Below are 20,385 nucleotides of genomic sequence, written 5' to 3' on the forward strand. Positions count from 1 at the left end.
AAGTGTTCCAGTGTCCCTGAATCGCGAGTTGACCGACAATTTCGTTGTGACCGACGATCTCGACGTGACCCGGAACCGGGGAGGACTCGCGGACTCGACCGCCACCGAACTGGTGGCCGCGTACCGGAGGGGCGAGGTCTCGCCGGTGGAGGCAACGCAGGCAGTGCTGGAACGCATCGATCTCCGTGACAACACTGTCAATTCCTATTGTCTCCGCGACGACGCGTTCGCGCTAGAGGAAGCCCGGAAGTCGGCCGAACGCTGGGCGGTGGGCGAGCCGTACGGCCCGCTCGACGGCGTGCCGACGTCGGTCAAGGACATCTTCCTCACCGCGGGCTGGCCGACGCTGCGTGGTTCCCGGACGATCGATCCGAACCAGCCGTGGACTGTCGACGCGCCCGCCGTCGCGCGGATCCGCGAGGCGGGTGCCGTCATCGTCGGCAAGACCACGACCCCCGAGTTCGCGTGGAAGGGGGTCACCGACAGTCCGCTCACGGGCATCACCCGCAATCCGTGGAATCCGGCGACGACCTCGGGCGGGTCGAGCGGCGGCGGCGCGGCCGCGGTGGCCGCGGGCATGGGGCCGCTCGCGCTCGGCACCGACGGCGGTGGATCCGTCCGCATCCCGGGCAGCTTCTGCGGTGTGGTGGGCTACAAGGCGACCTACGGTGCGGTGCCGCTGTATCCGTCGAGTCCGTTCGGCACGCTCGCGCACGCGGGTCCGATGTCCCGCACCGTCGCCGACGCAGCACTGCTGCTCGACGCGATCACCGGATTCGACTCGCGGGACTGGTCCGCCCTGCCGCCGCCCGCGCGCAGCTACGCGGAGACGACGATCGCGACGGGTGAGCGGCCGCTGGCCGGCCTGCGCGTCGCGTACAGCGGGACACTCGGATTCGTCGACGTCGACCCCGAGGTCGCCCGCGTGGTCGAGCGTGCGGTGGGGGTGCTCGCGGAGCTCGGTGCCGACGTCGTCGCGATCGACCCCGGGATCGTCGACGAAGTCTGGGCGTTCGAATGCTTGTGGTTCGCAGGCGCAGCGAAGGCCACCGAGCATCTCACCGACCAGGAGCGCGCACTGCTCGAACCCGCGCTCGCGGAGATCTGTGCCCAGGGCCGCGCCTATTCGGCGCAGGACTACCTCGAGGCGACGGCCCGGCGCATGGCGCTCGGCGTGCACATGGGTGCATTCCACGAGACCTACGACCTGTTGGTCACCCCGACCATGCCGATCGTCGCGTTCGATGCAGGCGCCGAGGTGCCACCCGGGTCCGCGCACACGCGATGGACGAGCTGGACGCCGTTCACCTACCCCTTCAATCTCACCCAGCAACCCGCGCTCTCGGTGCCGTGTGGATTCTCGGCGACGGGCATGCCGATCGGTATGCAGATCGTGGGGGCACGGCACGACGACGTGCGCGTGCTCCGTGCGGGCCGCGCGTACGAGGACGCGACCGGCTGGTGGATGCGCACGCCGCGCTGGGAGCGCTGACCGGAACGGGCGAGATCAGTGCCCCACCTGGTCGGTGAGGTCTCGGCCTTCGTCGTGCTTGACCTTGCGGTGGCGCAGCAGTACGTAGCCGAGCCCGCCGACCATCAGGATTCCGAACACGATGCCGGACACCACGGCCCAGCCTGCGAATCCGTAGCCGAGGGCGACGAGGAACATCCCGAGCACTGCGATGCCTGCGCCGATCATGACGAATCCGGGGTAGCCACCCTCGTCCGCCATCGCCTCGCCCGCGTGGCCACGCACGAGTTGTCTCTGATTCCAGCCGTACGCACGGGTGACAGTCATTTCCGTACCTCCTCGTGATGGCGATCACGGCGGTCTGTACCACCACGGTAGCCCAGCGCGAACGCACGTCTCGTGACTTTCCCCAAGGACCCGCGGGACACCGCGACAATGTGTGTACCGTCGAATCGAACACATCGGAAAGGGGAGACGACAGCTGTGACCACGCGTATCCGTACGTCGGCCGATGCCGAGGAGAATGCCGCGGAGTACATGCGTGCACTCGCGTTCCCGGATGCCACCGCGCTCGCACTCGGGACGGGTCACGGAATCGACGTCTACTCGTCGGGCGCGTACGCGCAATGTCGGTGGCGGGGCAGCCCGGCGGATGTCGCGCAACTCGAGAGCCTGTACTCGACGCGTGGGGTCGACTCGCGGCGAGATCTCCTGTACTTCTCCGCGGTCGGATACACCGACGCCGCCCGCACGTATGCGCGATCCACCGGCATCGCACTGTTCGTGTGGGACGCCGACGGACGGGTCGCACCCGACGACGAGCGCGCGAAGGCACTCGTGGCGCGTGGCCACACCACAACTACCGCGCCGCCGCCCCGGCCTGCGCCCGCACCCGCTCCGACGCGAGACCAGGGTGTGCACTGGCGTGCCGTCGGGCAACGTATCGGCCGTGTGCTCTCACCGCTCACCGCATTGTGGCTTCCGCACTGGCGAGTCGTTGCGGCCGTGCTCTTCACCCTCGTGCTGCTCGTCGCGCCTTTCGGCGACGACATGGTTCCGCTGCGGGTGTTCGCGACGCTCGTGTCGGTGGTCGGGGCACCGGTGTGCTGGTTCCTCAGCTACCAGCACTGGCGGTCGGCCGCCGCTCGGCGCATGGCGCGCTCGGCCCGGCGGTACGGCTGACGCCGGCTACTCGGGGAGGCCGGCGAGCGAGGTGAGCGTCGCATCGGCCGCGCGCGCGGCTTCGGCGCCCTTGGTTACGAAATGCCGCGTGAAGTAGTCGACGTGCTCGGCATGCTCGTGGAAATGATGCGGCGTGAGGACGACCGAGAAGACCGGTACGTCGGTGTCGAGCTGGACGCGCATGAGGCCGTCGATCACGGCGGTCGCGACGAACTCGTGGCGGTAGATGCCACCGTCGACGACGAGGCCCGCCGCGACGATGCCGTCGTAGCGGCCGGTGAGGGCGAGTCGGCGTGCGTGGAGCGGGATCTCGAAGGCTCCGGGCACCTCGAAGGCGTCGACCGTGTCGTCGGGGCGCAGGCGCGCGAGCTCGTCGACGAAGCCGACCCGGGCGTTGTCGACGATGGCGCGATGCCACGTGGCTTGGACGAAGGCGATGCGGCGGCTGGTCATGCACTCGAAGGTAGCCGCCGACTGCGCACACCGCGTGGGCGGGTGCGGATCCGTCAGTGCTGCGGATCCTCGCGTGGTGGCGACGCGGTGGGCCGGCCGAACAGGCCCGGCCGGTCGGCGGCGTGCTCGCCGCGTGCGTGCCTGCCCACGAGCCTCAGCGCGCCCCGCACGCTGCCGACGACGCGCTCCCACGTGTCGGCGAGCGCGTCGTATGCCGCTGCCTCGTGTTCGTCTCCGCGCGCCGTACTCTCGCCCGCGTCACGCCGATGCTGCGCGATCCACTCGTTGCCCATGCGTAGCACGTGCAGGATGCGGGCGTGGTCGCCGCCGCACACCGCGGCGACGGTCGCGCCGTCGAGTTGGCCGGTGGCCTCCGGGTCGAGGTCGCGCAGCGTGAGCAGCTCGACGGGGAGGTCGCCGGTGGACAGCCGGCGCCGGTGCGCCGCGGGGTCGACCTGGGTGCGGTCGTCGTGGTCGCCGAAGTACAGCCGGCCGCGCAGCCGAACCGCGAAATCCTCGTCCACCGAACGCAGGAACGCCGAGAACAGGTCGAATGCGTCGACGAGATGCTTGGGTACGAACGGCTCGCCGCGGACGTCCATGTACCCGGACAGCCGGTCCTCGGCGAGCACGAACTTGACCTGAGACCACGCGCGATTGAGATCGGCGGTGATCTCGGCGGACCGGGTGCGATCGGAGATCTGCTGGACGAGCGGGGCGAACAGCTGGACGTCGAGCGAGTCGAGCACCCGGACGAACAGCACCGAGGATCCGATACGGATCGGGATGTCGCCGTCGCGATCTCGCTCGGGAAGCAGGCCGAGCACCGGCACGAGGGCCGCGGTCACGGTGTCGAGCAGATGCGCGCGGTCGCGGGGCTCGACCGCCGCAGTCGGGTCCAGTTCGGGAACGGACGGGGGAGTGGACGAGTAGGTGAGCGGCACGGGGCTCTGACCGGTGGACTCGGCGCGCAGGAAAGACGGGTGCGCGACACCCCACACGTCGCGCAGCGCGGCGACCGCCATCGCTGCGAGCCGGTCCGAGCCGGTGCGTGGGCGGTCGACGAAGAACGCGGGCGACCCGTCGTCCGGCCGCTCGTGCGGTGTCCTCGTCGGCGGTAGCCAGCCCAGCTCGGTGAGCCGCCTTTCCGACACCCGCGTGAGCGTGCGCTGGGGATGCAGGAAATGGTTGGACGGCACCTCACATCGCACGATGCCGTCGCGCAACAGCATGAACTGCACACACGGGAGCAGCAGGCCCGTGCGATCCGCCTCGATGCTGTCGGCGAGGTCGTCGTAGCCGGGTGACAGGACCAGGACGTCGCCTGCGGTCATCGCCGCGATGTGGTCGGCGAGGCTGCGCTGGAACTGAACCCACGCGCGACTGACGGCACCGTCGAGGTCGAAACCGGGCACGTCGGATTCTCCCGGGGTGGGGGACTCCGACATCGACCCTGCCTTTCGTCTCGCTCGTCCGAGCTCTCGCCTATACCGTAGCGGTCGCCGGACCGTGGGGCGGCATTCTCCCGCCGCTCACCGTGCCTCGCCGACGTCGACGTGCCCGGTGATGCGGTGGAGCCCGGCCAGCAGATCCCACGAATCGCCGGGAACCACCGTGGCCGAGTCGCTTCCGTACACGAGGTAGCGGCCGTCGTCGGCGATGTCGCGCCACGCGATCCCGCCGAAGGTGGCCGGCCGGTGGCGCGGGCCGCGGATGACAGTGGCGACGCCCGAGCCCGACGCCGGCCGGTTGAGGGCGGCGACGAGGGCGCGGCGACGACGTTCGTCGGCGTGCGCGCCGCGCCGCGCCGTGACGGGGTGCAGCATGCCCGCTTCGACGAGTGGGAGTTGCGCGACCATCTGGCGGGCCAGATCGTAGGGCTCGCATCCGCGGATCGCGACGTCGCCGCCGATCTCGCTTGAGGGGCCCGCATGTTGGAGTGCGACGACACCGTGTCCGCGTGCCGCCGCACCGATCATGCGGATCGGCGTCGCATCCGATTCGACGTCGGGTGGGCCGCCGTGCCAGCCGAATACCTCGATGCGCCACTGTGGTTCGGCCAGGATCAGCACGGCCGCCTCGAGCAGCGCGTGCTCGGGCCGCGCGAACCGACTACGCAACGCGTGCTGTTCGGCGGCGAACGTGTCGGCGAACTCGTGGTCGCTCGACAGGCGGAACGGGAACGGCAAACGATCCTGACCGGTCGCCGCCCAGATCGCAGCGAACTCGGCGCTCGACAGCCCCCAGAAGCTCACGTGGTCACCGCTCGCCGATGACCGGCGGCGCGACCGGCGGAAGATCCCCCGTGAGCTGTGTTGTGTCGTCCATCTTTTCGAGAAAGACGGGTTCGACCGTCTCCGTGTCGTCGTCCTCCGGCTCGGCCGGGCGGGCGCTCGCGGCGGTGTCGGCGCGATGCGCCGCGACGACGCGCCGCCCGTACTGTGCTGCGAATCCGCCTGCCGCGCCTGCGAGTGCGCCCATTCCGGTGGCGGCGCCGCTGTCCATGGCCGGTGCCGCTGCGCTGGGCGAACCCGCGTGGTCCCCGGTGTCCTCGGGGACGCTGTGCGCCGCGTCGGCAGGGGTGACCGCACTCGCCGCCTCGTCGGCTGTGCCGCGCAGAGCCTCGTCGGCTGTGCCGCGCAGAGCCTCGTCGGCTACGCCGCGCAGGGCCTCTGCGGCATCGCGATGTGCGGGAGCGTACGTGTGGGTGAAGACGTCACGCGCTTCCTGCTCCGCGTTCGCCGCGTCGGCAGGTGCCTGCCAGTTCCACGGCAGCACCGAATTCCAGTCGAGCACCGGGTCCGGTGCGGGCGCCGCCTCGGGCATCGCGGCGACGACGGCCGACATCGCCGACCCGGCGTCGGCGACGATGCGCGCGATGCGCGCGATGCGGTGCGCGCCGTCGTCGAGAGCAGCGAGGGGGCCCGTGGTGTTCGACGACACCGCGGCGGCGCCGGTGCCGGTCCATCCCGCTCGCAGCGCCGCGTCGACCGACGCGCGGAAGCGTGCACTCGCGTCGTCGACATCGCGGGCGAGCGCGTCCCACTGTGCCGCCGTGTGTGCGGTGTCGGCGGGCGCGAGGGCCCGCGTGGCTTCCGCGAGACTATCGTGGTTCCACCGGTGATGGTGAAAGTTGGGGGTCGCACCCGAGCCCCCGGCCGCCCCGTCCGTATTCACACGCAATTCCGACACGCAGTACCTCCCATGCGACCGTTCGCACGGCGCGGTCGCCCTGCGAGCGCGGATCCCCCGATCCGGACCGGGGACACTCTACCGGCGCGCGGCGGTTCGGTCGGGTCGGCTCAACCCGCGCGCGTGGTGATCGGGGGAATCGTGATCGTCGGGGTCGTGGTCGTCGCGGGAGGCGTCGTGGTGGCGGCCGTGGCGGACGGGGGCGCCGGTGCGACGGTCGTGACGTCGACGTGCGTGGGCGGAGCCGATCCGGGATTGTCGGCGACCGGTTCGATCGTCCGCGGTGGTGCGGGTGGCACCGTCTGGGGTGTCGCCTGCGTGGTGGCCGGGCCCGTGGTGTCGGGGGTCGTCGTGCTCGAGCGGGGCGTGGTGGGCGCCGCGACCTGCCACGACGGCGACGGTGGGATCGACACCGTGTAGGCCACCGGTGTCGGACGGAAGCCGTCGGCGGTGTGCAGGCCGTCGCTCGCGAGAGGCGGGACGGGAACGTGTTGCGCCGGTCCCGCGAACACGCCGCCCGCGGCGCCGACCACGAAGCCGCCTGCCGAGAGCAGCGCGGCGAGAGCGAATGCGCCGGTCAGAACAGTCGTATCTTTCATGGGACCCGTCGTGTGCCGAATCGGTGCGCCGCGCGGTCGCGCGTGCGGGCACCCTGCCGGACCGGGAGACTACGCCACGACCAGCGGACGCGCCCCGCGAGCCCGGCGCGAAGCGCCTGCAGTGGCCTGTGCGTTCGAGGGCGGCCGGGCGACTCACGCCGTTGCGGCGCGCACGAATCGCGCGACCCGGCGTGTCGCGCGGCCACCCTCGGGGACGATGCCCGCGGCAGCCTGGAACACGTGCACCTGCTGTTCCCAGACCTCGAGCCGGCACTCGACGCCTGCCGAGGCGAGTCGTTCCGCCATCAGCACCGCGTCGGGGTACACCAACTCGTCGGACCCGACCTGGATCAGAGCGGGCGGCATGTCGGTGAGGCCGCCGTCGACGGGCGAGGCCGCCGGCTCGCTGCCGAACCGCGAGTCGGCCCGGTCCACGATGCCGCCCAGGGCCTCGAGCGCACGCCCCGGGAACATCGCGCATCGGTCCACATTCGGGTGCGCGAGCTTGCCCGCTGGATCGAGATCGGTGAGCGGCGACATCGCGATGTTCGCCGCCGGCCTGGGCAGGCCGGCGCGCATCGCGTCGAGAGTGACCGCGAACGTGAGGAATCCCCCGGCCGAGTCGCCCGCGATCACGATCCGCTCGGGCGGATAGCCGTGTGCGAGCAGCCAGCGGTAGCCGTCGAGGCCGTCGGCGACTGCCGACCGGATCGGCGCGTGCGGCAACATGCGGTAGGCGACGTTGAGCACGGTGGCATCGGCGCCGGCCGCGATGCGCGACACCAGATTGCGGTGCGAACGCAGCCCACAGCACAGGAACGCCCCGCCGTGGAGATAGAGCACCGCGCGCGGCGGCGACGCGGCGTACCCGGCGGGACGGAGGAGTTCTGCGGGTGCGTGGGGGAGTCGCACCGCGGTGCGGCGGACCGCGGCTACCCCGGGCAGGGAGTAGCCGAGCAGGTCTACCAGCCCGGCGGGCCACGGAAGGTCCGGATGCCGCGACCAGGCGTCGAGGAACGGCCGGACCGTGTGGCGCACCGTGTGCGACAGCAGTTGCGACTGCAGGCTCACTCCCGCGACCTCGACCGCGTCGACCGCGCGCGGTGCGGCTGCGTGGTTCGGCGCCCACTGTTCGGCTGTGCTCATCGCGTGCTCCGTGTGCGCATCGTTGCGCCCTCCTACCGGGCGTGGATGCGGTGGTGTTCCGGTGTGATCCACGCCACTGGAATCGACGCTACCCGCGAAATTCGGGACTCCAGGGGCGTGTGACGCGAAAGTGACGCACGGTGCACCGTCGGTGCAGGTAGGCCACCCGTGGTTTACCTATTCGATACGCGTGGCACGGGGCGGGGAGAGTGTCGCGCCGTGCAGTTCGCCGAGCAGGGAGCGCTCGAGGTCCGCGAACCGCGGGTCGGTGAGCACGTCGAGAGTGCGTGGCCTGCCGAGGTCGACGGTCACGACGCGCTGCACCCGCGCGGGTCGTGCCGACAACACGACCACGCGGTCGGCGAGGAACAGCGCCTCGCGTACGTCGTGCGTGATCATGACAGTGGTCCAATTGTGGCGTTGCCACACCGACTGCAGCCACGCGTGCATCTCCGAGCGGGTGAGCGAATCGAGTGCGCCGAACGGTTCGTCGAGCAGCAGCACCGGCCGATTCTGGACGACGGTGCGCAGCAGCGCCGCACGTTGCCGCATGCCACCCGAGAGCTGCCCCGGGCGGGCCGACTCGAAGCCCTCGAGGCCGAACACGGGGAAGAGGGCACGTGCCTGTTCGCGGGCGTCCCGGCGTGAGCTGCCGCGCACCTCGAGTGCCAGCGCGGCGTTGTCGAGGATCGTCCGCCACGGGAACAACAGATCGCGTTGCGGCATGTACGCCGCGCCGCCGGCGGTCGCGGGATGGCCGTCGACCGACACGGCCCCGTCGTCCGGTGTGTCCAGTCCCGCGATCAGGGACAGCAGCGTGCTCTTGCCGCACCCGCTGGGGCCGACGACCGCGACGAACTCGCCTGCCCGGCATTCGACATCGATGCCGTCCAGAACCCGGCGCGCAGAGTTGCCCGTGCCGAAGCTCTTGTGTACTGCGGCCACCGACACGCGCGGCGGGACGCGTGCTCCACCATGCGGTGTCTCGGTGCAGGATTCGGTCATCGCACACCCTCCTCGGAGATCCAGGGGGCCACCGCACGTTCGACTGCGAACGTCGACACGTAGAGCGCGACGCTGACGGCAGCCGTGACGGCGACGGCGGCGAGCACGAGATCGGTGCGGAACGAGTTCTTCTGGATCGACATGAAGATGCCGAGGCCCTCGGACGCGCCGACGTACTCGGCGAACACCGCGCCCACCACCGCGTAGGTGATGCCGATGCGCAAGGACGTGAAGAACCGAGGCAGTGCGGACGGCAACCGGACGTACCGGAACTGTTGCCACCGGGACGCACCCATGCTCCGCAGCAGCGCCGACGAGTCGCGAGGAGCCGAGGCGAACCCCTCGACCAGGCCGATCGCCATCGGGAAGAACGTGACCAGCGCGACGACGAGAACCTTGGGCAGCAACCCGAAGCCGAACCAGATGATCATCAGCGGGGCGATCGCGACGATCGGAAGTGTCTGAGACACCACGAACAGCGGGACGAACGCGGTGCGCAGGCGCGGCGAGAAGTCGACTGCGATCGCGAGTGCCCATGCGCACGCGAGAGACAGCGCGAAACCGACGAAGGTGACCTGCAGGGTGGCCCACGCATTGCTCGTGAGCGCGTCGCGGTACTGCCAGCCCTGCTCGACCACCCGGGCGGGCGACGGAAGCACCTGCGGGCGGACACCGCTCACCGCGACGTACATCTGCCATGTCGCCACGAGAGCCGCAGCCACCGCGACCGCGGGAACGGCACGCGAAATGGTGGTGCGGGCCGGGGGCGAGGCGTCGCGCGTGCGGTCGGCGCGGACCGGACTCATCGACCTGCCTCGCGATACTCGTCGGTGAAGTACGTGGACCAATCGGGTTCGGCGGCAAGCGGACCGCCGTCGGGACCCGCGAGAACGCCGCTACGGTAGAGGAATCCGGAGTATCCGGCCCACTGCTCGAGAGTCTGCGCGCCGACGTGCTCGGGCGGACCGAAGGCCCCTCGTTCGACGAGCATTCGCTGGCTCTCGTGCACCAGAGCCTCGTCGGTGAATGCGCCGGGATTCGCGTCCACGAGCATCTCCGCGGCGGCGTCCGGATTCTCGGCGGCGAACCGGTAGCCCCGCGCGAGCGCCTGCACGAACGCGCGAGCCTCGTCGGGACGGCTCGCCAGCCACTCGCGGTTGCCGTCGACGACGATCGCGTACGCGTCCGGGAAGCCGTAGTCGGCGTACTCGAAGTACCGCATGGGCGTGCCACGGTGCTCGGCTTCGATGCCCTCCCACGCGAGATACGAGACGGTGAAGTCGGCGTCCCCTGCGTACACCGCCTCGTAGGCGGACGTGCCGAGCGTGACGGTACGGAAATCGCCTGTGCCGCCGTCGTTGCGAATCACTTGTCGGAGGACCTCGACCTCGCCGGGGTCGCCGAAGCCTGCGTAGGTCTTCCCGTCCAGATCGCGTGGCCGCGTGATGTCGGTGCGGTCTGCGCGCACACCGATCCCGGTGGCCCAGTGCTGTAGCGGCGCCAGCACCGAGACATTTTGTGCACCGGCGGCTTTCGAGAACGTCGACGAGCCCTGGAAACTGATCCCGAACTCGGCATTGCCCGCATCGACCAGGGTGTCGGGTGACGTGTTGTTGTACGGCAGCACCGCGACGTCCAGCCCGGCTTCGGCGAACCAGCCCTGCTCGAGTGCGACGTACAGCCCCGTGTGGTTGGTGTTCGGTGTCCAGTCGAGCGCGAACCTGATCGTGTCGTCGCCGGACGCGCCCGCGCAGCCACCGCACACCGCGGCGACGAGGGCGAGGACGAACGAGACGATCAGTGGGCGCAGCGGCCGCGTCACGCGGGCCACGACTGCTGGTGCAGTGCGGAGTCGAAGAACATCGACTCGTACCTGCTCGCGACGACGAAGGCGTCGAGCATCGCGGAGCGTTCGGCAGGCGAGGCCGCCGCGGCGGCCTCGTCGACGAGAAGTCTTGCGCGCTCCACCGATTCGTGGAACTCGGGGTCGTCGTAGGTCGTGACCCATCGTGCGTACGGGTGCGTCGGATCGGCGCCGAGGACCTCGCGAGCCTCCGCGGCGAGCCGTCGGCCCACGTCGGCGTAGATCCAGAAGCACGGGAGCACGGCGGCCGCACCGACCGCATACGAGCGCGTCGCTGCCGTGGCCACGAGGAACGACACATAGCCCAGGCACGCGGGAGATTCGGTGGCGGGCGCGCCGGACGGCGGCAGGGTATCGAGCAGTTCGCGGTGCAGTGTGGCCTCGACCTCCGTTGCGGTGGCCGCGGACGTCGCCCAGAACGCACTCGCGTGCGGGTCGGGGGCAGCGGCGGCGACCAGCGCGAGCGCGCGGGCGTAGCCGGTGAGGTACAGGAAGTCCTGTTCGACGTAGAACCGGAAGACGTCGAGCGGTAGCGAGCCGTCGCCGAGGCGGCGCAGGAACTCGAGTTCGTCGATCCCGCGGCGGAGATCTGTTGTGTGCCGCCACAATTCGTCGGTGAACCGTGAGCGGTCGGTGGATCGGTGCAGTGCCGTGTCGTGCGCGGCACCCTCATGGACAGGCGTGTCGATCGCCATGACATCCCTTCGTCAGCATTACCTGAGCAGGTTCCCGGGTGTGATCTCAGCCCCGCCGTGCGGAGCACCCCGTGTCAGAACACCCGCGACGATAGCACCCCGTACGGCCGTTACGGCAGTACGGCAGTCGGCGGCTTGATAGTTTCGGGCGCAAGTCGGGTGAGTTCTGCACTGCCGGTCGGGCGAGTGAAGGAGTGCGCGTGAGCACCGCGATGTCGACGGACGCTCTGGTCGTCGTCACGTGTTCGGGCCGCGTCCGTGGCGACGGCACGTCGGGCCGTGGTCGCGGCTCTGCGACGGGTGAGGTGCGCGTGTGGCGTGGCATCCCGTATGCCGCGGCCCCCGTCGGCGCGCTGAGATTCCGGGCGCCGCAGCGGCGCGAGCCGTGGGACGGCATCCGGGAATGCGTCGAGTTCGGCCCGTCCGCTCCGCAGTCCGCGAGTCCGTCGGTGCCCGCCGACCTCGCGTCGGCGGCGGACGAGGACTGCCTGTCGGTCAACGTCTGGGCGCCGTGGCCGGGTCGCGGGGACGCTCGACCGCCGGACGACGCGTCGCGTCCGGTGATGGTGTGGATCCACGGCGGCGCATACTGCCTCGGCTCCTCGGCACAACCCGTGTACGACGGCGCCCGTCTCGCGTGGACGCACGGTGTCGTCGTCGTGTCGTTCAACTACCGGCTCGGTGCACTCGGTTTCACCGATCTGTCTTCGTTCGGTCCGGACTTCGACACCAACTGCGGCCTGCGGGACCAGATCGCCGCGCTGGAGTGGGTGCGGGACAACATCGCGGCCTTCGGTGGCGATCCGGCCTCGGTCACGGTCTTCGGCGAATCGTCGGGTGCCAGTGCGATCACCACGCTGATGACGGTGCCGTCGGCGCGTGGCCTGTTCCACCGGGCGATCGCGCAGAGCCCGCCCGCCACGTCCGTGTACGGGGCGCGGCGTGCGGGGTCGGTCGCACGGCGCTTCCTCGATGTGCTCGGAGTCGAGCCGGATCGTGCGGACGTGCTGCTGCGGGCGGTGCCCGTCGCCGACCTCGTGGCGGCGAGCGACACGGTCGTCGACGAGGTGCCGACGGGGACGCCCGGGACCCTCGCGATGGCGCCCGTCGTCGATCACACGCTCGTGCCGCGGTACCCGGTTGCGGCATTCCAGCAGGGTCTGTCTCACCCGGTTCCCCTGGTCATCGGTTCGAACCGGGACGAATCGTCGATCTTCAAGTTCATGAAGTCCCCGCTGCTCCCGGTGACCGGGGAGTCGGTCGACGCGATGCTCGCCGCGCTCGCCGACGACCATCCGGATCTTCCGCGGGAGCGGATCGTGCAGATCCTCGCCGCGTATCCGGGCGCGCCCGCGGCACGGCGTGCCCTCGGAGTCTCGCGGGATGCGGCGTTCCGGATGCCCGCACTGTGGGTCGCGGACGCCCACAGTGCGAGAGCACCGACGTGGATGTACCGCTTCGATCACGCGACGCCGATGCTTCGAGCGGCGCGGATCGGCGCGGGGCATGCCACCGAGGTCCCGTACGTGTTCGGCAACTTCGGCACGCTGCACGTCGACCCGACCTTCTGGCTCGGTGGACGCCGGTCGGCCGGCGAGGTGTCGCGTCGCGTGGGGAAGCGGTGGACGGCGTTCGCGAGGCGCGGAGTTCCCGCGTCGCTCGACGGCTCGAAGCACTGGGCGCGGTACGACTCGCGCGAGCGCGCGACGCTCGTGATCGACACACGCGATTCGATCGTGCGCGATCCGGATCGTGAGCTACGCGTCGCGTGGGGTGACCAGGCACTCGGATTCCAGTAATTCCCACTATGTGGGAGATGTGACGCGCTTCGCAGCGGCGCGGCGTGCTCGCCGCCCGGAACTCGCCCTGCTTGGTATCGGTGCACGTCGGCAGGCTGTTCGGCATCCGACTCGGCGCGATCGCCAGGTCACATCACCCACACGAGTCACTCTGTTACCGGATCGTGCCGGGTTAGCGCTGCCGAATCCCACCTTGCGGGGTTAGCGTTCCTCATCGCTGCACGAGAGCCGAGTGTTACAGCCTTCTCCGAGAAATCCCAGAATCTGAAAAAGATGCAGGAACTCGGAGCAGACGGCACCCGGTCTTCACCCGGAGGGACCGAACCGATGAACGCTCACACCGACCGGCTCACCGACTACGTCTCGGCGATGTTCGCGTACGACTTCCTCGAGGGCGGCCCGGACTACGACGCGATCGAACGCATCCACCGCGGCGAGGTCGGCGAGTGGACGACCGGGCTCGCATCGTCCGGCCTGTTCACGCGCGCAGAGATCGACCGTGCGCGCGCTGCGTGGCGCCGCAACCCGCGCGCTTTGTTCGACGCGCTCCTGGTCGAGGCGGACGAGGTGACGGTGCGTCGTTGCCACGTCAGCTGGGCTGCCCTCGACCGGGTGGCTCCGCTCGCGCACGCAGAGTCTCTCGCCCGACTGGGCTGACGAACTCCCAGCCGGCCCCGTGGGTGACGACGGCGTCGGCGTCGGTCAGGCGCACGTACGGCCTGCCCGCCGCACGGAGGGCGCTCGTCGCCGCCTCGATCTCCTCGTCCGTCGCGAGCGCCGGTGCGCCGGGCCGCGGGCAGTGCACCACGAGCGCGACGTCGACGAGTCCGAGGCCCTCCCACACCGCGGGTGCCCCCGTGAGGCGGCGCGCGTCGGTCGGATCGTCCGAGCTGTCGAGGCCTACCAGGGTCGGCGTCGCGACGCATGCCCCGGCGCTGTAACCGCCGTAGTCGAGCGCTCCGGTGGACACTGCCTCGTGCAGCGCGTGGTCGGCCCCGGTTCGCGCCAGCTGTGCCCGCAGCACGAATGTGTTGCCGCCGCGCACCCACACGTGGTCGTACCCGCGTAGCCGCGCGCGCAGCGCGTCCGGCCTGCCCACCAGCGGGCGCAGATCGAGTTCGTCGGCGTCGAAGCCCGCGGCGCGCAGCGGCCCGAGCTCGCTCGTGACGGCCGAGCGCCGCGCCGTTTCGGGCCACGCGTCGAGCGCAGCCGCGACGACCGCGACGCGACCGGTGCCGCCCCACACCCGCACGAGCTCGTCGACGCCGGGCCCGAAGCGGTACGACGACAGGAACGCGCGCACGTGCTCAGATCGTGAAGGCGAGATGGTCGACTGCGCGCCTGCCGAGGGCGTCGTCGCCGGAGACTGTGACCTCGCCTGGATGGTCTTCGGCTCGTGTGCGCCCACACGCGAGACGGGTGAACAGCCGCGAGTCGAGTTCGATCGTCGCCGTTGCGGGGGCGTCGAGTGCGTCGACGACCGCGCCGCGACCGCTCGGGACGCCCTGCGTACCCACCGCGACGTGCAGCGAGCGGGCCATGGGGCCGGTGAGCGCGAAGGTGACGGTCGCGCCGTCGGGCGCGCCGGCCTTCTTGCCCACGACGTAGCCGAGCGACGTCGTGATCTCGCCGAATGCGAGTTCGGCGCGTGGGCCCGACTCGTCGGTCGGCGCGCCGAGAGCGTCGCGTAGGTCGAGCTCGTGGATCCAGCAGTCGAAGAGCCGGATGCGCATGAACCGCAGGTAGGGTGCCCGGCCCGCCGGGGTGTCGACGATCTCGGCGAGGGCGTCGTCGGACATCGCGTCGAGAGACGCGCGACGTCGCGCCGTGATGTCGCGGAAGCGCGCCACCATGTCGTCGCCGGGCAGCGCGCGAAGTCCTTCGACCCACAGCTCGTTGCGTGCCCCGATCGGGTTGTGCACGTGGGGAAGGGCCGCGACGTCGACGTGGACGGTGGGCGGCTCGAGCCCCTCGAGCATCGATTCGGTGCCGATCAGATGGGCGGTGACGTCGTGCACCGTCCACCCGGGCAGCGGGGTAGCGGTGTGCCAGCGGTCCGCCGGGCCGACGTCCGCCAGCAGTGTCGTCAGCACGTCCCACTGGTCGTACAGCGCGGCGAGGATCGGTGTTCGCTCGAGATCGGTCATGAGGACTCCTTTCGTGGCGTGCGCCACATGCGCGAGCCCGAGCCTAGAACGTGCCCGCCGCGTCGGCGTGTCTCGAGGACACGCCGAGCGATCGATCGGGTAAGTGACGCACAGCACATGATTCCGTGGTAGACCCTAGGCACCCGCGCCGATGGAGGAGTCACATGTTCCCAGGGAATTTCGTTGCCACCGCTCCCGACAAGCCTGCCGCGATCCACGCGGCCACCGGCGAACGGCTGTCGTATCGTCGGCTCGACGAGCGCTCCACGCAGCTCGCGCGCTACCTCCGGTCGCTCGGACTCGGCGTCGGCGATCACCTGGCCGTCGTGTCCACCAACGATCTGCGGGTGTTCGAGGCGTACTGGGCGGCGTTGCGGTCGGGCATGTACGTCACCGTCGTCAACCGGCACCTCACGGCCGACGAGACCGCGTACATCGTCGACGACTGCGGCGCGCGTGTGCTCGTCGTGTCCGCGGACGCGCAGTCGGCCGTACCGACCGACCCGGCCGCTACGCCGCAGGTCGAACACCGACTCGTGTACGGCGGCGAGCTCGCGGGATTCGACGACTACGAGTACGCCCTCGCGGAGCAGTCCACGGAACCGCTCGCGCACCAGCCGCGCGGGCGCGACATGCTGTATTCGTCCGGAACCACCGGCAGGCCGAAGGGCATCAAGGGGCCTCTGCAGGACGGCGAGGTGACCGAAACCGTCGACGCGTACACCGCGACATTCGCGCCCGCCTACGGGTTCGACACGGACACCGTCTACCTGTGCCCTGCGCCGCTCTATCACGCGGCGCCGCTGCGGTTCTGCGGCTCGGTCCAATCGGTGGGCGGCACCGTCGTGGTGATGGACCGCTTCGACGCCGAGGAATCGCTGCGCCTCATCGAGCACTACCGAGTGACCCACAGCCAGTGGGTACCCACGATGTTCGTGCGGATGCTCAAGCTGCCCGACGACGTGCGCGACAAGTTCGACGTGTCGAGCATGAAGGCTGCGGTGCACGCAGCAGCGCCCTGTCCGCCCGAGGTCAAGAAGGCGATGATCGACTGGTGGGGGCCGGTGATCCACGAGTACTACGCGTCCACCGAGGGTGCGGGCGCCACGTTCATCGACAGCGCAGGCTCGCTCGCGCATCCCGGGTCCGTCGGCAGGGACGGCGTACTCGGCATCGTGCACATCTGCGACGACGACGGCAGCGAGTTGCCGAGCGGCGAGATCGGCACCGTGTACTGGGAACGCGACGAGCTGCCGTTCCGGTATCACAACGACCCCGAGAAGACCGCTGCCGCACAGCACCCGAACCACCCGACGTGGACGACGAGCGGCGACATCGGATATCTCGACGACGAGCGCTATCTGTATCTCACCGACCGCGCGTCGTTCATGATCATCTCCGGTGGGGTCAACATCTACCCGCAGGAGACCGAGAACGCGCTGACCCTGCACCCCAAGGTCCTCGACGTCGCAGTCATCGGCGTACCCGATCCGGAGATGGGCGAGTCGGTCAAGGCGATCGTGCAGCCGGCCGAGGGCATCGAGCCCGGTGACGCGCTTGCCGCCGAGTTGCTCGAGTTCGTCCGCAGCCGCGTCGCCCACTACAAGGCGCCGCGCAGTATCGACTTCGCCGAGTCGCTGCCGCGCACGCCCACCGGCAAGCTCGTCAAGCACAAGTTGCGCGCGCAGTACCGGTAGCCGGAGGGCTCGTTCAGCTGTCGAGGTGCCTGCGCAGATAGTCCGCGAGCACCTCGGCATTGCTGTGTTCGACGTCGCGGGTCGCGGTGAGGAGCACGAGCGGCCGCCCGTCCGCCAGATCCCGGATGCGATCGACCGAAGCCCGCGCCTGCTCGCCGGACAACTCGTCGAGATAGCGGGTGCGGAACTCGTCGAAGCGTGCGACGTCGTGTGCGTACCAGTGCCGCAGTTCGGTCGACGGGGCGAGGTTCTTCTCCCAGTCGTCGAAGTGGAACGCGTCCTTGCGCATGCCGCGGGGCCACAGCCGGTCGACGAAGACGCGGAACCCTTCGCCGGAACCCGACGGGTGGTCGTACACCCGCTCGATCGCGATCTCGGGATCGGTCGCGGCGCCGGTGTCGTTCTTCCTGGTCGCCATATGTCCGAAGGTAGTGGGTGCGTGCCCCCGGCGTACCCTGATCGGGTGAACGTCTCGGCACCCGCTTCTGCCCAGGAACTCCTCGACAGCCTGGCAGGCGAGGTGCCCCGGGAACGCGTCGTCACCGATCCTGACGTGCTCGAGTCCTACAGTCACGACGAGGCCGAGTGGGCGCCGTACGCGTTGCCGCTCGCACTCGTGCGCGCCGAGTCGGCGCGTGAGGTGCAAGCCGTCGTCCGTGCGTGCCGCGCTCGTGCGATCCCGGTTGTCGCCCGCGGCGCAGGCACCGGTCTGTCGGGCGGCGCCAATGCGGTGGACGGATGCGTCGTCGTGAGTCTCGAGGCGATGACCGCGATCAAGACGATCGACACGCTCGAGCGCCTCGCCGTCGTCGAGCCGGGCGTCGTGAACGACCACCTGCGCGCGGCGTGCGCGGAGCAGGGGCTGTGGTACCCGCCGGACCCCGCGAGCTCACCGTGGTCGACGATCGGTGGCAACGTCGCCACCAACGCGGGCGGACTGTGCTGCGTCAAGTACGGCGTCACGCGCGACTACGTGCTCGGTCTCGAAGTGGTCACCGGCACAGGCGAACTCGTCCAGCTCGGGCGGCGCACCGCGAAGGGAGTCGCGGGCTACGATCTCGCCGGCCTGATGGTCGGGTCCGAGGGCACGCTCGGCATCGTCACCGAGGTCACCGTGAAACTGCGCCCACTGCAGGCGCCGCAGCGCACCGTCGCCGGATACTTCGACTCCATCGTCGATGCCGGGCGCGCCGTGCGCGCCGTCGCGGAGGCGGGGCTCACGCCGTCGGCGCTCGAACTGGTCGACCGCACCTGCCTCGAAGCCGTCGACGCGTGGAAGAACATGGGTCTGTCGGCGGATGCGGACGTCCTGGTCCTCGGCCGCATCGACACCCCCGGCACTGTCGGCGACGACGAGGCGGCATGCATGATCCGGTGCTTCGACGGCGCGGGGGCGACGTGGGCGGCCGCGTCCACGGACGAGGCCGAAGCCGACGCCCTGTTCGCCGCGCGCCGACTGGCCTATCCCGCGCTCGAACGCCTCGGTCCCGTGCTCACCGAGGATGTGTGCGTACCGAAACGTCATGTGCCCGAGATGTTGTCGCGTATCGAGCAGATCGGTCGCGCGCACGACACCGTGATCGCCGATATCGCGCACGCAGGCGACGGCAATCTGCACCCTCTGCTCATCACGCCGCACGACGACGAGCCTGCCCGCGAGCGCGCGCAGGCGGCTTTCCACGACATCATCTCGGCCGCACTCGAGCTCGGCGGGACGGTCACGGGAGAACACGGGGTCGGCCTGCTCAAGATGCCGGGCCTGCGTCGCGAACTGTCGCCGGAGGTGCTCGCGATGCACGCCGCAGTCAAGTCGGCGCTCGACCCGGATCACATCCTCAACCCGGGCAAGATGTTCTGACCGTCATTTCTCGCCCTCTCGTCCCGGCTCGAGGCCTGCACGCACGTCGGCGCCGGTCTGCTGCGGGTCGTGCCTGCGACGAGTCGCGAGACCTGCGGCCAGTGAGACCTTGTCGCCTCGATGACGCGGGACCACGTGCATGTGCGCGTGGAAGACCGTCTGCATCGCTGCGCGACCGTCGTTGACCACGAGGTGCACCCCGTCCGCGGCCACGGGTCCGCGACGCATCGCGAGCGCGATCCGCTGCGCGACCGCGAACACCCGCGCGCCGTCGTCGACGGGGAGCGCTTCGAGGTTGGGGGAGTGACGCTTCGGGATCACGAGGGTGTGCCCTCGGCTGACCGGGCGGATGTCGAGGAAGGCGAGCGTGTGCTCGTCCTCGTGGATCCGGATGGCCGGGGACTCGGAGCGCACGATCGCGCAGAAGGGGCAGTCGTCGGTCGTCACGTACCCAACCCTAGGCGCTCGACGATCGCAGGCACGGCAGTCGCTGCGGTGGCCCGTACGACGTGATGCGCGACCGAACCGATCGGCGTGCGTTCGGGATTGACCTCCACAACGACCGCGCCCGCGTCGCGCGCGGCCTCGGGGAGTGCCGCGAACGGGTACACCACGCCCGACGTGCCGATCACGAGGACGACGTCTGCCGTCGTCGCGGCGGCGTCGGCGGCATTCCACTCGGTGCGGGGGAGCTCTTCGCCGAACCACACGACACCCGGCCGCACCGCACCGCCGCATCGCGCGCACCGGGGCGGCTCGAGCGAGGCCACCGGTTCGGTGGGGAGAACGCACTCGTCGTCGAAAACAGTGCTGCAGCGCGAGCATCGCGGCTGGAACAGACTGCCGTGCACATGTGCCGTGACGAGGCTGCCCGCGCGCTCGTGCAGGTCGTCGACATTCTGGGTCACCACCGACACGTGCGGAGTGAGCTGCTGCCACCGCGCGATCGCACGATGGCCCGCGTTGGGCTCCGATTTCCGTACCAGCGCAGCGCGCCACTGGTACCACGCCCACACGGTCGCGGGATCGCGCTGCCACGCCTCGGGTGTCGCGAGCGCTGCGGCGTCGAACTGTGCCCACAGCCCGGTCTGTGCATCCCGAAATGTGGGAATGCCGCTTTCGGCGGACATCCCGGCGCCCGTGAGGATCGCGACGGAACCCGCTGACCTGCAGACGTCGGCGACATCGCCGACCGAATCGGTGTTCATGGCCTCCATTGTGTGCACGCTCGGTGGCCGAAACGGGTTGTGCGTGTGGCTATGATGCCTGGACCCCGG

Annotated in this window: 22 protein-coding genes and 1 riboswitch; of the genes, 6 read left to right on the plus strand and 16 right to left on the minus strand. The window is 70.2% G+C overall.

From position 1 onward, the window contains the following. Positions 1 to 46: 46 nt before the first annotated feature. Entirely contained in the window at positions 47 to 1,492 is a 1,446-nt protein-coding gene (locus HCA44_RS16610; RefSeq protein WP_346764763.1) for an amidase, read from the plus strand. A gap of 15 nt (positions 1,493 to 1,507) precedes the next feature. Here HCA44_RS16610 and HCA44_RS16615 read toward each other — a convergent pair whose 3' ends face one another. Continuing rightward, positions 1,508 to 1,798 (minus strand): hypothetical protein, encoded by a 291-nt coding sequence (locus HCA44_RS16615; protein ID WP_169650369.1) that lies wholly within the window; start codon positions 1,796 to 1,798, stop codon positions 1,508 to 1,510. Positions 1,799 to 1,954: 156 nt separating this feature from the next. Between HCA44_RS16615 and HCA44_RS16620 the strand changes: the two genes are divergently transcribed. Next, on the plus strand, positions 1,955 to 2,653 hold the full coding sequence (locus HCA44_RS16620; RefSeq protein WP_346764764.1) for a restriction endonuclease: 699 nt from the start codon (positions 1,955 to 1,957) through the stop codon (positions 2,651 to 2,653). A 6-nt stretch (positions 2,654 to 2,659) separates the two neighbouring features. Here HCA44_RS16620 and HCA44_RS16625 read toward each other — a convergent pair whose 3' ends face one another. The 10 genes from HCA44_RS16625 to HCA44_RS20795 all read right to left on the minus strand — a co-directional run bounded on the left by HCA44_RS16625 (position 2,660) and on the right by HCA44_RS20795 (position 11,607). Further along, the gene (locus HCA44_RS16625; RefSeq protein WP_169650370.1) at positions 2,660 to 3,106 is read right to left on the minus strand and encodes a 6,7-dimethyl-8-ribityllumazine synthase; all 447 of its coding nucleotides are present in this window, start codon (positions 3,104 to 3,106) and stop codon (positions 2,660 to 2,662) included. Positions 3,107 to 3,159: 53 nt separating this feature from the next. Beyond that, complete coding sequence (locus tag HCA44_RS16630) at positions 3,160 to 4,554, minus strand: hypothetical protein (RefSeq protein ID WP_169650372.1); 1,395 nt, start codon at positions 4,552 to 4,554, stop codon at positions 3,160 to 3,162. Positions 4,555 to 4,638: 84 nt separating this feature from the next. Next, positions 4,639 to 5,361, minus strand: a complete 723-nt coding sequence (locus HCA44_RS16635; RefSeq protein WP_169650374.1) for an ESX secretion-associated protein EspG — start codon at positions 5,359 to 5,361, stop codon at positions 4,639 to 4,641. Between the two features lie 4 nt (positions 5,362 to 5,365). Continuing rightward, complete coding sequence (locus HCA44_RS16640) at positions 5,366 to 6,298, minus strand: hypothetical protein (protein WP_206038264.1); 933 nt, start codon at positions 6,296 to 6,298, stop codon at positions 5,366 to 5,368. Between the two features lie 110 nt (positions 6,299 to 6,408). Then, the gene (locus HCA44_RS16645) at positions 6,409 to 6,897 is read right to left on the minus strand and encodes a hypothetical protein (protein ID WP_169650378.1); all 489 of its coding nucleotides are present in this window, start codon (positions 6,895 to 6,897) and stop codon (positions 6,409 to 6,411) included. 153 nt (positions 6,898 to 7,050) lie between these two features. Next, positions 7,051 to 8,043: an alpha/beta hydrolase gene (locus tag HCA44_RS16650; RefSeq protein ID WP_169650380.1), complete on the minus strand. Its 993-nt coding sequence runs from the start codon at positions 8,041 to 8,043 to the stop codon at positions 7,051 to 7,053. Between the two features lie 177 nt (positions 8,044 to 8,220). Then, on the minus strand, positions 8,221 to 9,048 hold the full coding sequence (locus tag HCA44_RS16655) for an ABC transporter ATP-binding protein (protein ID WP_169650382.1): 828 nt from the start codon (positions 9,046 to 9,048) through the stop codon (positions 8,221 to 8,223). Next, the gene (locus HCA44_RS16660) at positions 9,045 to 9,854 is read right to left on the minus strand and encodes an ABC transporter permease (RefSeq protein WP_169650384.1); all 810 of its coding nucleotides are present in this window, start codon (positions 9,852 to 9,854) and stop codon (positions 9,045 to 9,047) included. The genes HCA44_RS16655 and HCA44_RS16660 overlap by 4 nt, the downstream gene beginning before the upstream one ends. Next, complete coding sequence (locus HCA44_RS16665; protein ID WP_346764769.1) at positions 9,851 to 10,813, minus strand: ABC transporter substrate-binding protein; 963 nt, start codon at positions 10,811 to 10,813, stop codon at positions 9,851 to 9,853. The genes HCA44_RS16660 and HCA44_RS16665 overlap by 4 nt, the downstream gene beginning before the upstream one ends. A 53-nt stretch (positions 10,814 to 10,866) precedes the next feature. Then, on the minus strand, positions 10,867 to 11,607 hold the full coding sequence (locus tag HCA44_RS20795; RefSeq protein ID WP_206038265.1) for a TenA family protein: 741 nt from the start codon (positions 11,605 to 11,607) through the stop codon (positions 10,867 to 10,869). After that, positions 11,595 to 11,689: riboswitch (TPP riboswitch) on the minus strand. Its footprint overlaps the gene before it by 13 nt. A 130-nt stretch (positions 11,690 to 11,819) precedes the next feature. On the opposite strand from HCA44_RS20795, the gene HCA44_RS16670 reads away from it, so the two are divergent. Together HCA44_RS16670 and HCA44_RS16675 are read left to right on the plus strand one after the other, a co-directional pair. Continuing rightward, a complete protein-coding gene (locus HCA44_RS16670) occupies positions 11,820 to 13,406 on the plus strand; it encodes a carboxylesterase/lipase family protein (RefSeq protein ID WP_169650498.1) in 1,587 nt (528 codons plus the stop codon). A gap of 327 nt (positions 13,407 to 13,733) precedes the next feature. Further along, complete coding sequence (locus HCA44_RS16675) at positions 13,734 to 14,063, plus strand: hypothetical protein (protein WP_169650388.1); 330 nt, start codon at positions 13,734 to 13,736, stop codon at positions 14,061 to 14,063. Here HCA44_RS16675 and HCA44_RS16680 read toward each other — a convergent pair. Continuing rightward, positions 13,996 to 14,709, minus strand: coding sequence for a Type 1 glutamine amidotransferase-like domain-containing protein (locus tag HCA44_RS16680; RefSeq protein WP_169650390.1), 714 nt, complete (start codon positions 14,707 to 14,709; stop codon positions 13,996 to 13,998). The genes HCA44_RS16675 and HCA44_RS16680 overlap by 68 nt on opposite strands. A gap of 4 nt (positions 14,710 to 14,713) precedes the next feature. After that, positions 14,714 to 15,553: a maleylpyruvate isomerase family mycothiol-dependent enzyme gene (locus HCA44_RS16685; protein ID WP_169650392.1), complete on the minus strand. Its 840-nt coding sequence runs from the start codon at positions 15,551 to 15,553 to the stop codon at positions 14,714 to 14,716. 164 nt (positions 15,554 to 15,717) lie between these two features. On the opposite strand from HCA44_RS16685, the gene HCA44_RS16690 reads away from it, so the two are divergent. Further along, on the plus strand, positions 15,718 to 17,250 hold the full coding sequence (locus tag HCA44_RS16690; protein WP_169650394.1) for an AMP-binding protein: 1,533 nt from the start codon (positions 15,718 to 15,720) through the stop codon (positions 17,248 to 17,250). A gap of 13 nt (positions 17,251 to 17,263) precedes the next feature. On the opposite strand, the gene HCA44_RS16695 is transcribed toward HCA44_RS16690, so the two are convergent. Further along, the gene (locus HCA44_RS16695; RefSeq protein WP_169650396.1) at positions 17,264 to 17,668 is read right to left on the minus strand and encodes a DUF488 family protein; all 405 of its coding nucleotides are present in this window, start codon (positions 17,666 to 17,668) and stop codon (positions 17,264 to 17,266) included. Positions 17,669 to 17,713: 45 nt separating this feature from the next. Between HCA44_RS16695 and HCA44_RS16700 the strand changes: the two genes are divergently transcribed. Further along, positions 17,714 to 19,108, plus strand: a complete 1,395-nt coding sequence (locus HCA44_RS16700; protein ID WP_346764765.1) for an FAD-linked oxidase C-terminal domain-containing protein — start codon at positions 17,714 to 17,716, stop codon at positions 19,106 to 19,108. Between the two features lie 3 nt (positions 19,109 to 19,111). On the opposite strand, the gene HCA44_RS16705 is transcribed toward HCA44_RS16700, so the two are convergent. Both HCA44_RS16705 and HCA44_RS16710 read right to left on the minus strand, forming a co-directional pair. Then, on the minus strand, positions 19,112 to 19,555 hold the full coding sequence (locus HCA44_RS16705) for an HIT family protein (protein WP_169650400.1): 444 nt from the start codon (positions 19,553 to 19,555) through the stop codon (positions 19,112 to 19,114). After that, positions 19,552 to 20,316, minus strand: a complete 765-nt coding sequence (locus HCA44_RS16710; RefSeq protein WP_169650402.1) for an NAD-dependent deacylase — start codon at positions 20,314 to 20,316, stop codon at positions 19,552 to 19,554. Before HCA44_RS16710 ends, HCA44_RS16705 begins: the two co-directional genes overlap by 4 nt. Positions 20,317 to 20,385: the final 69 nt, after the last annotated feature.

Source organism: Rhodococcus sp. HNM0569 (assembly GCF_012726205.1).
In the GTDB taxonomy this organism is placed as follows: domain Bacteria; phylum Actinomycetota; class Actinomycetes; order Mycobacteriales; family Mycobacteriaceae; genus Rhodococcus_F.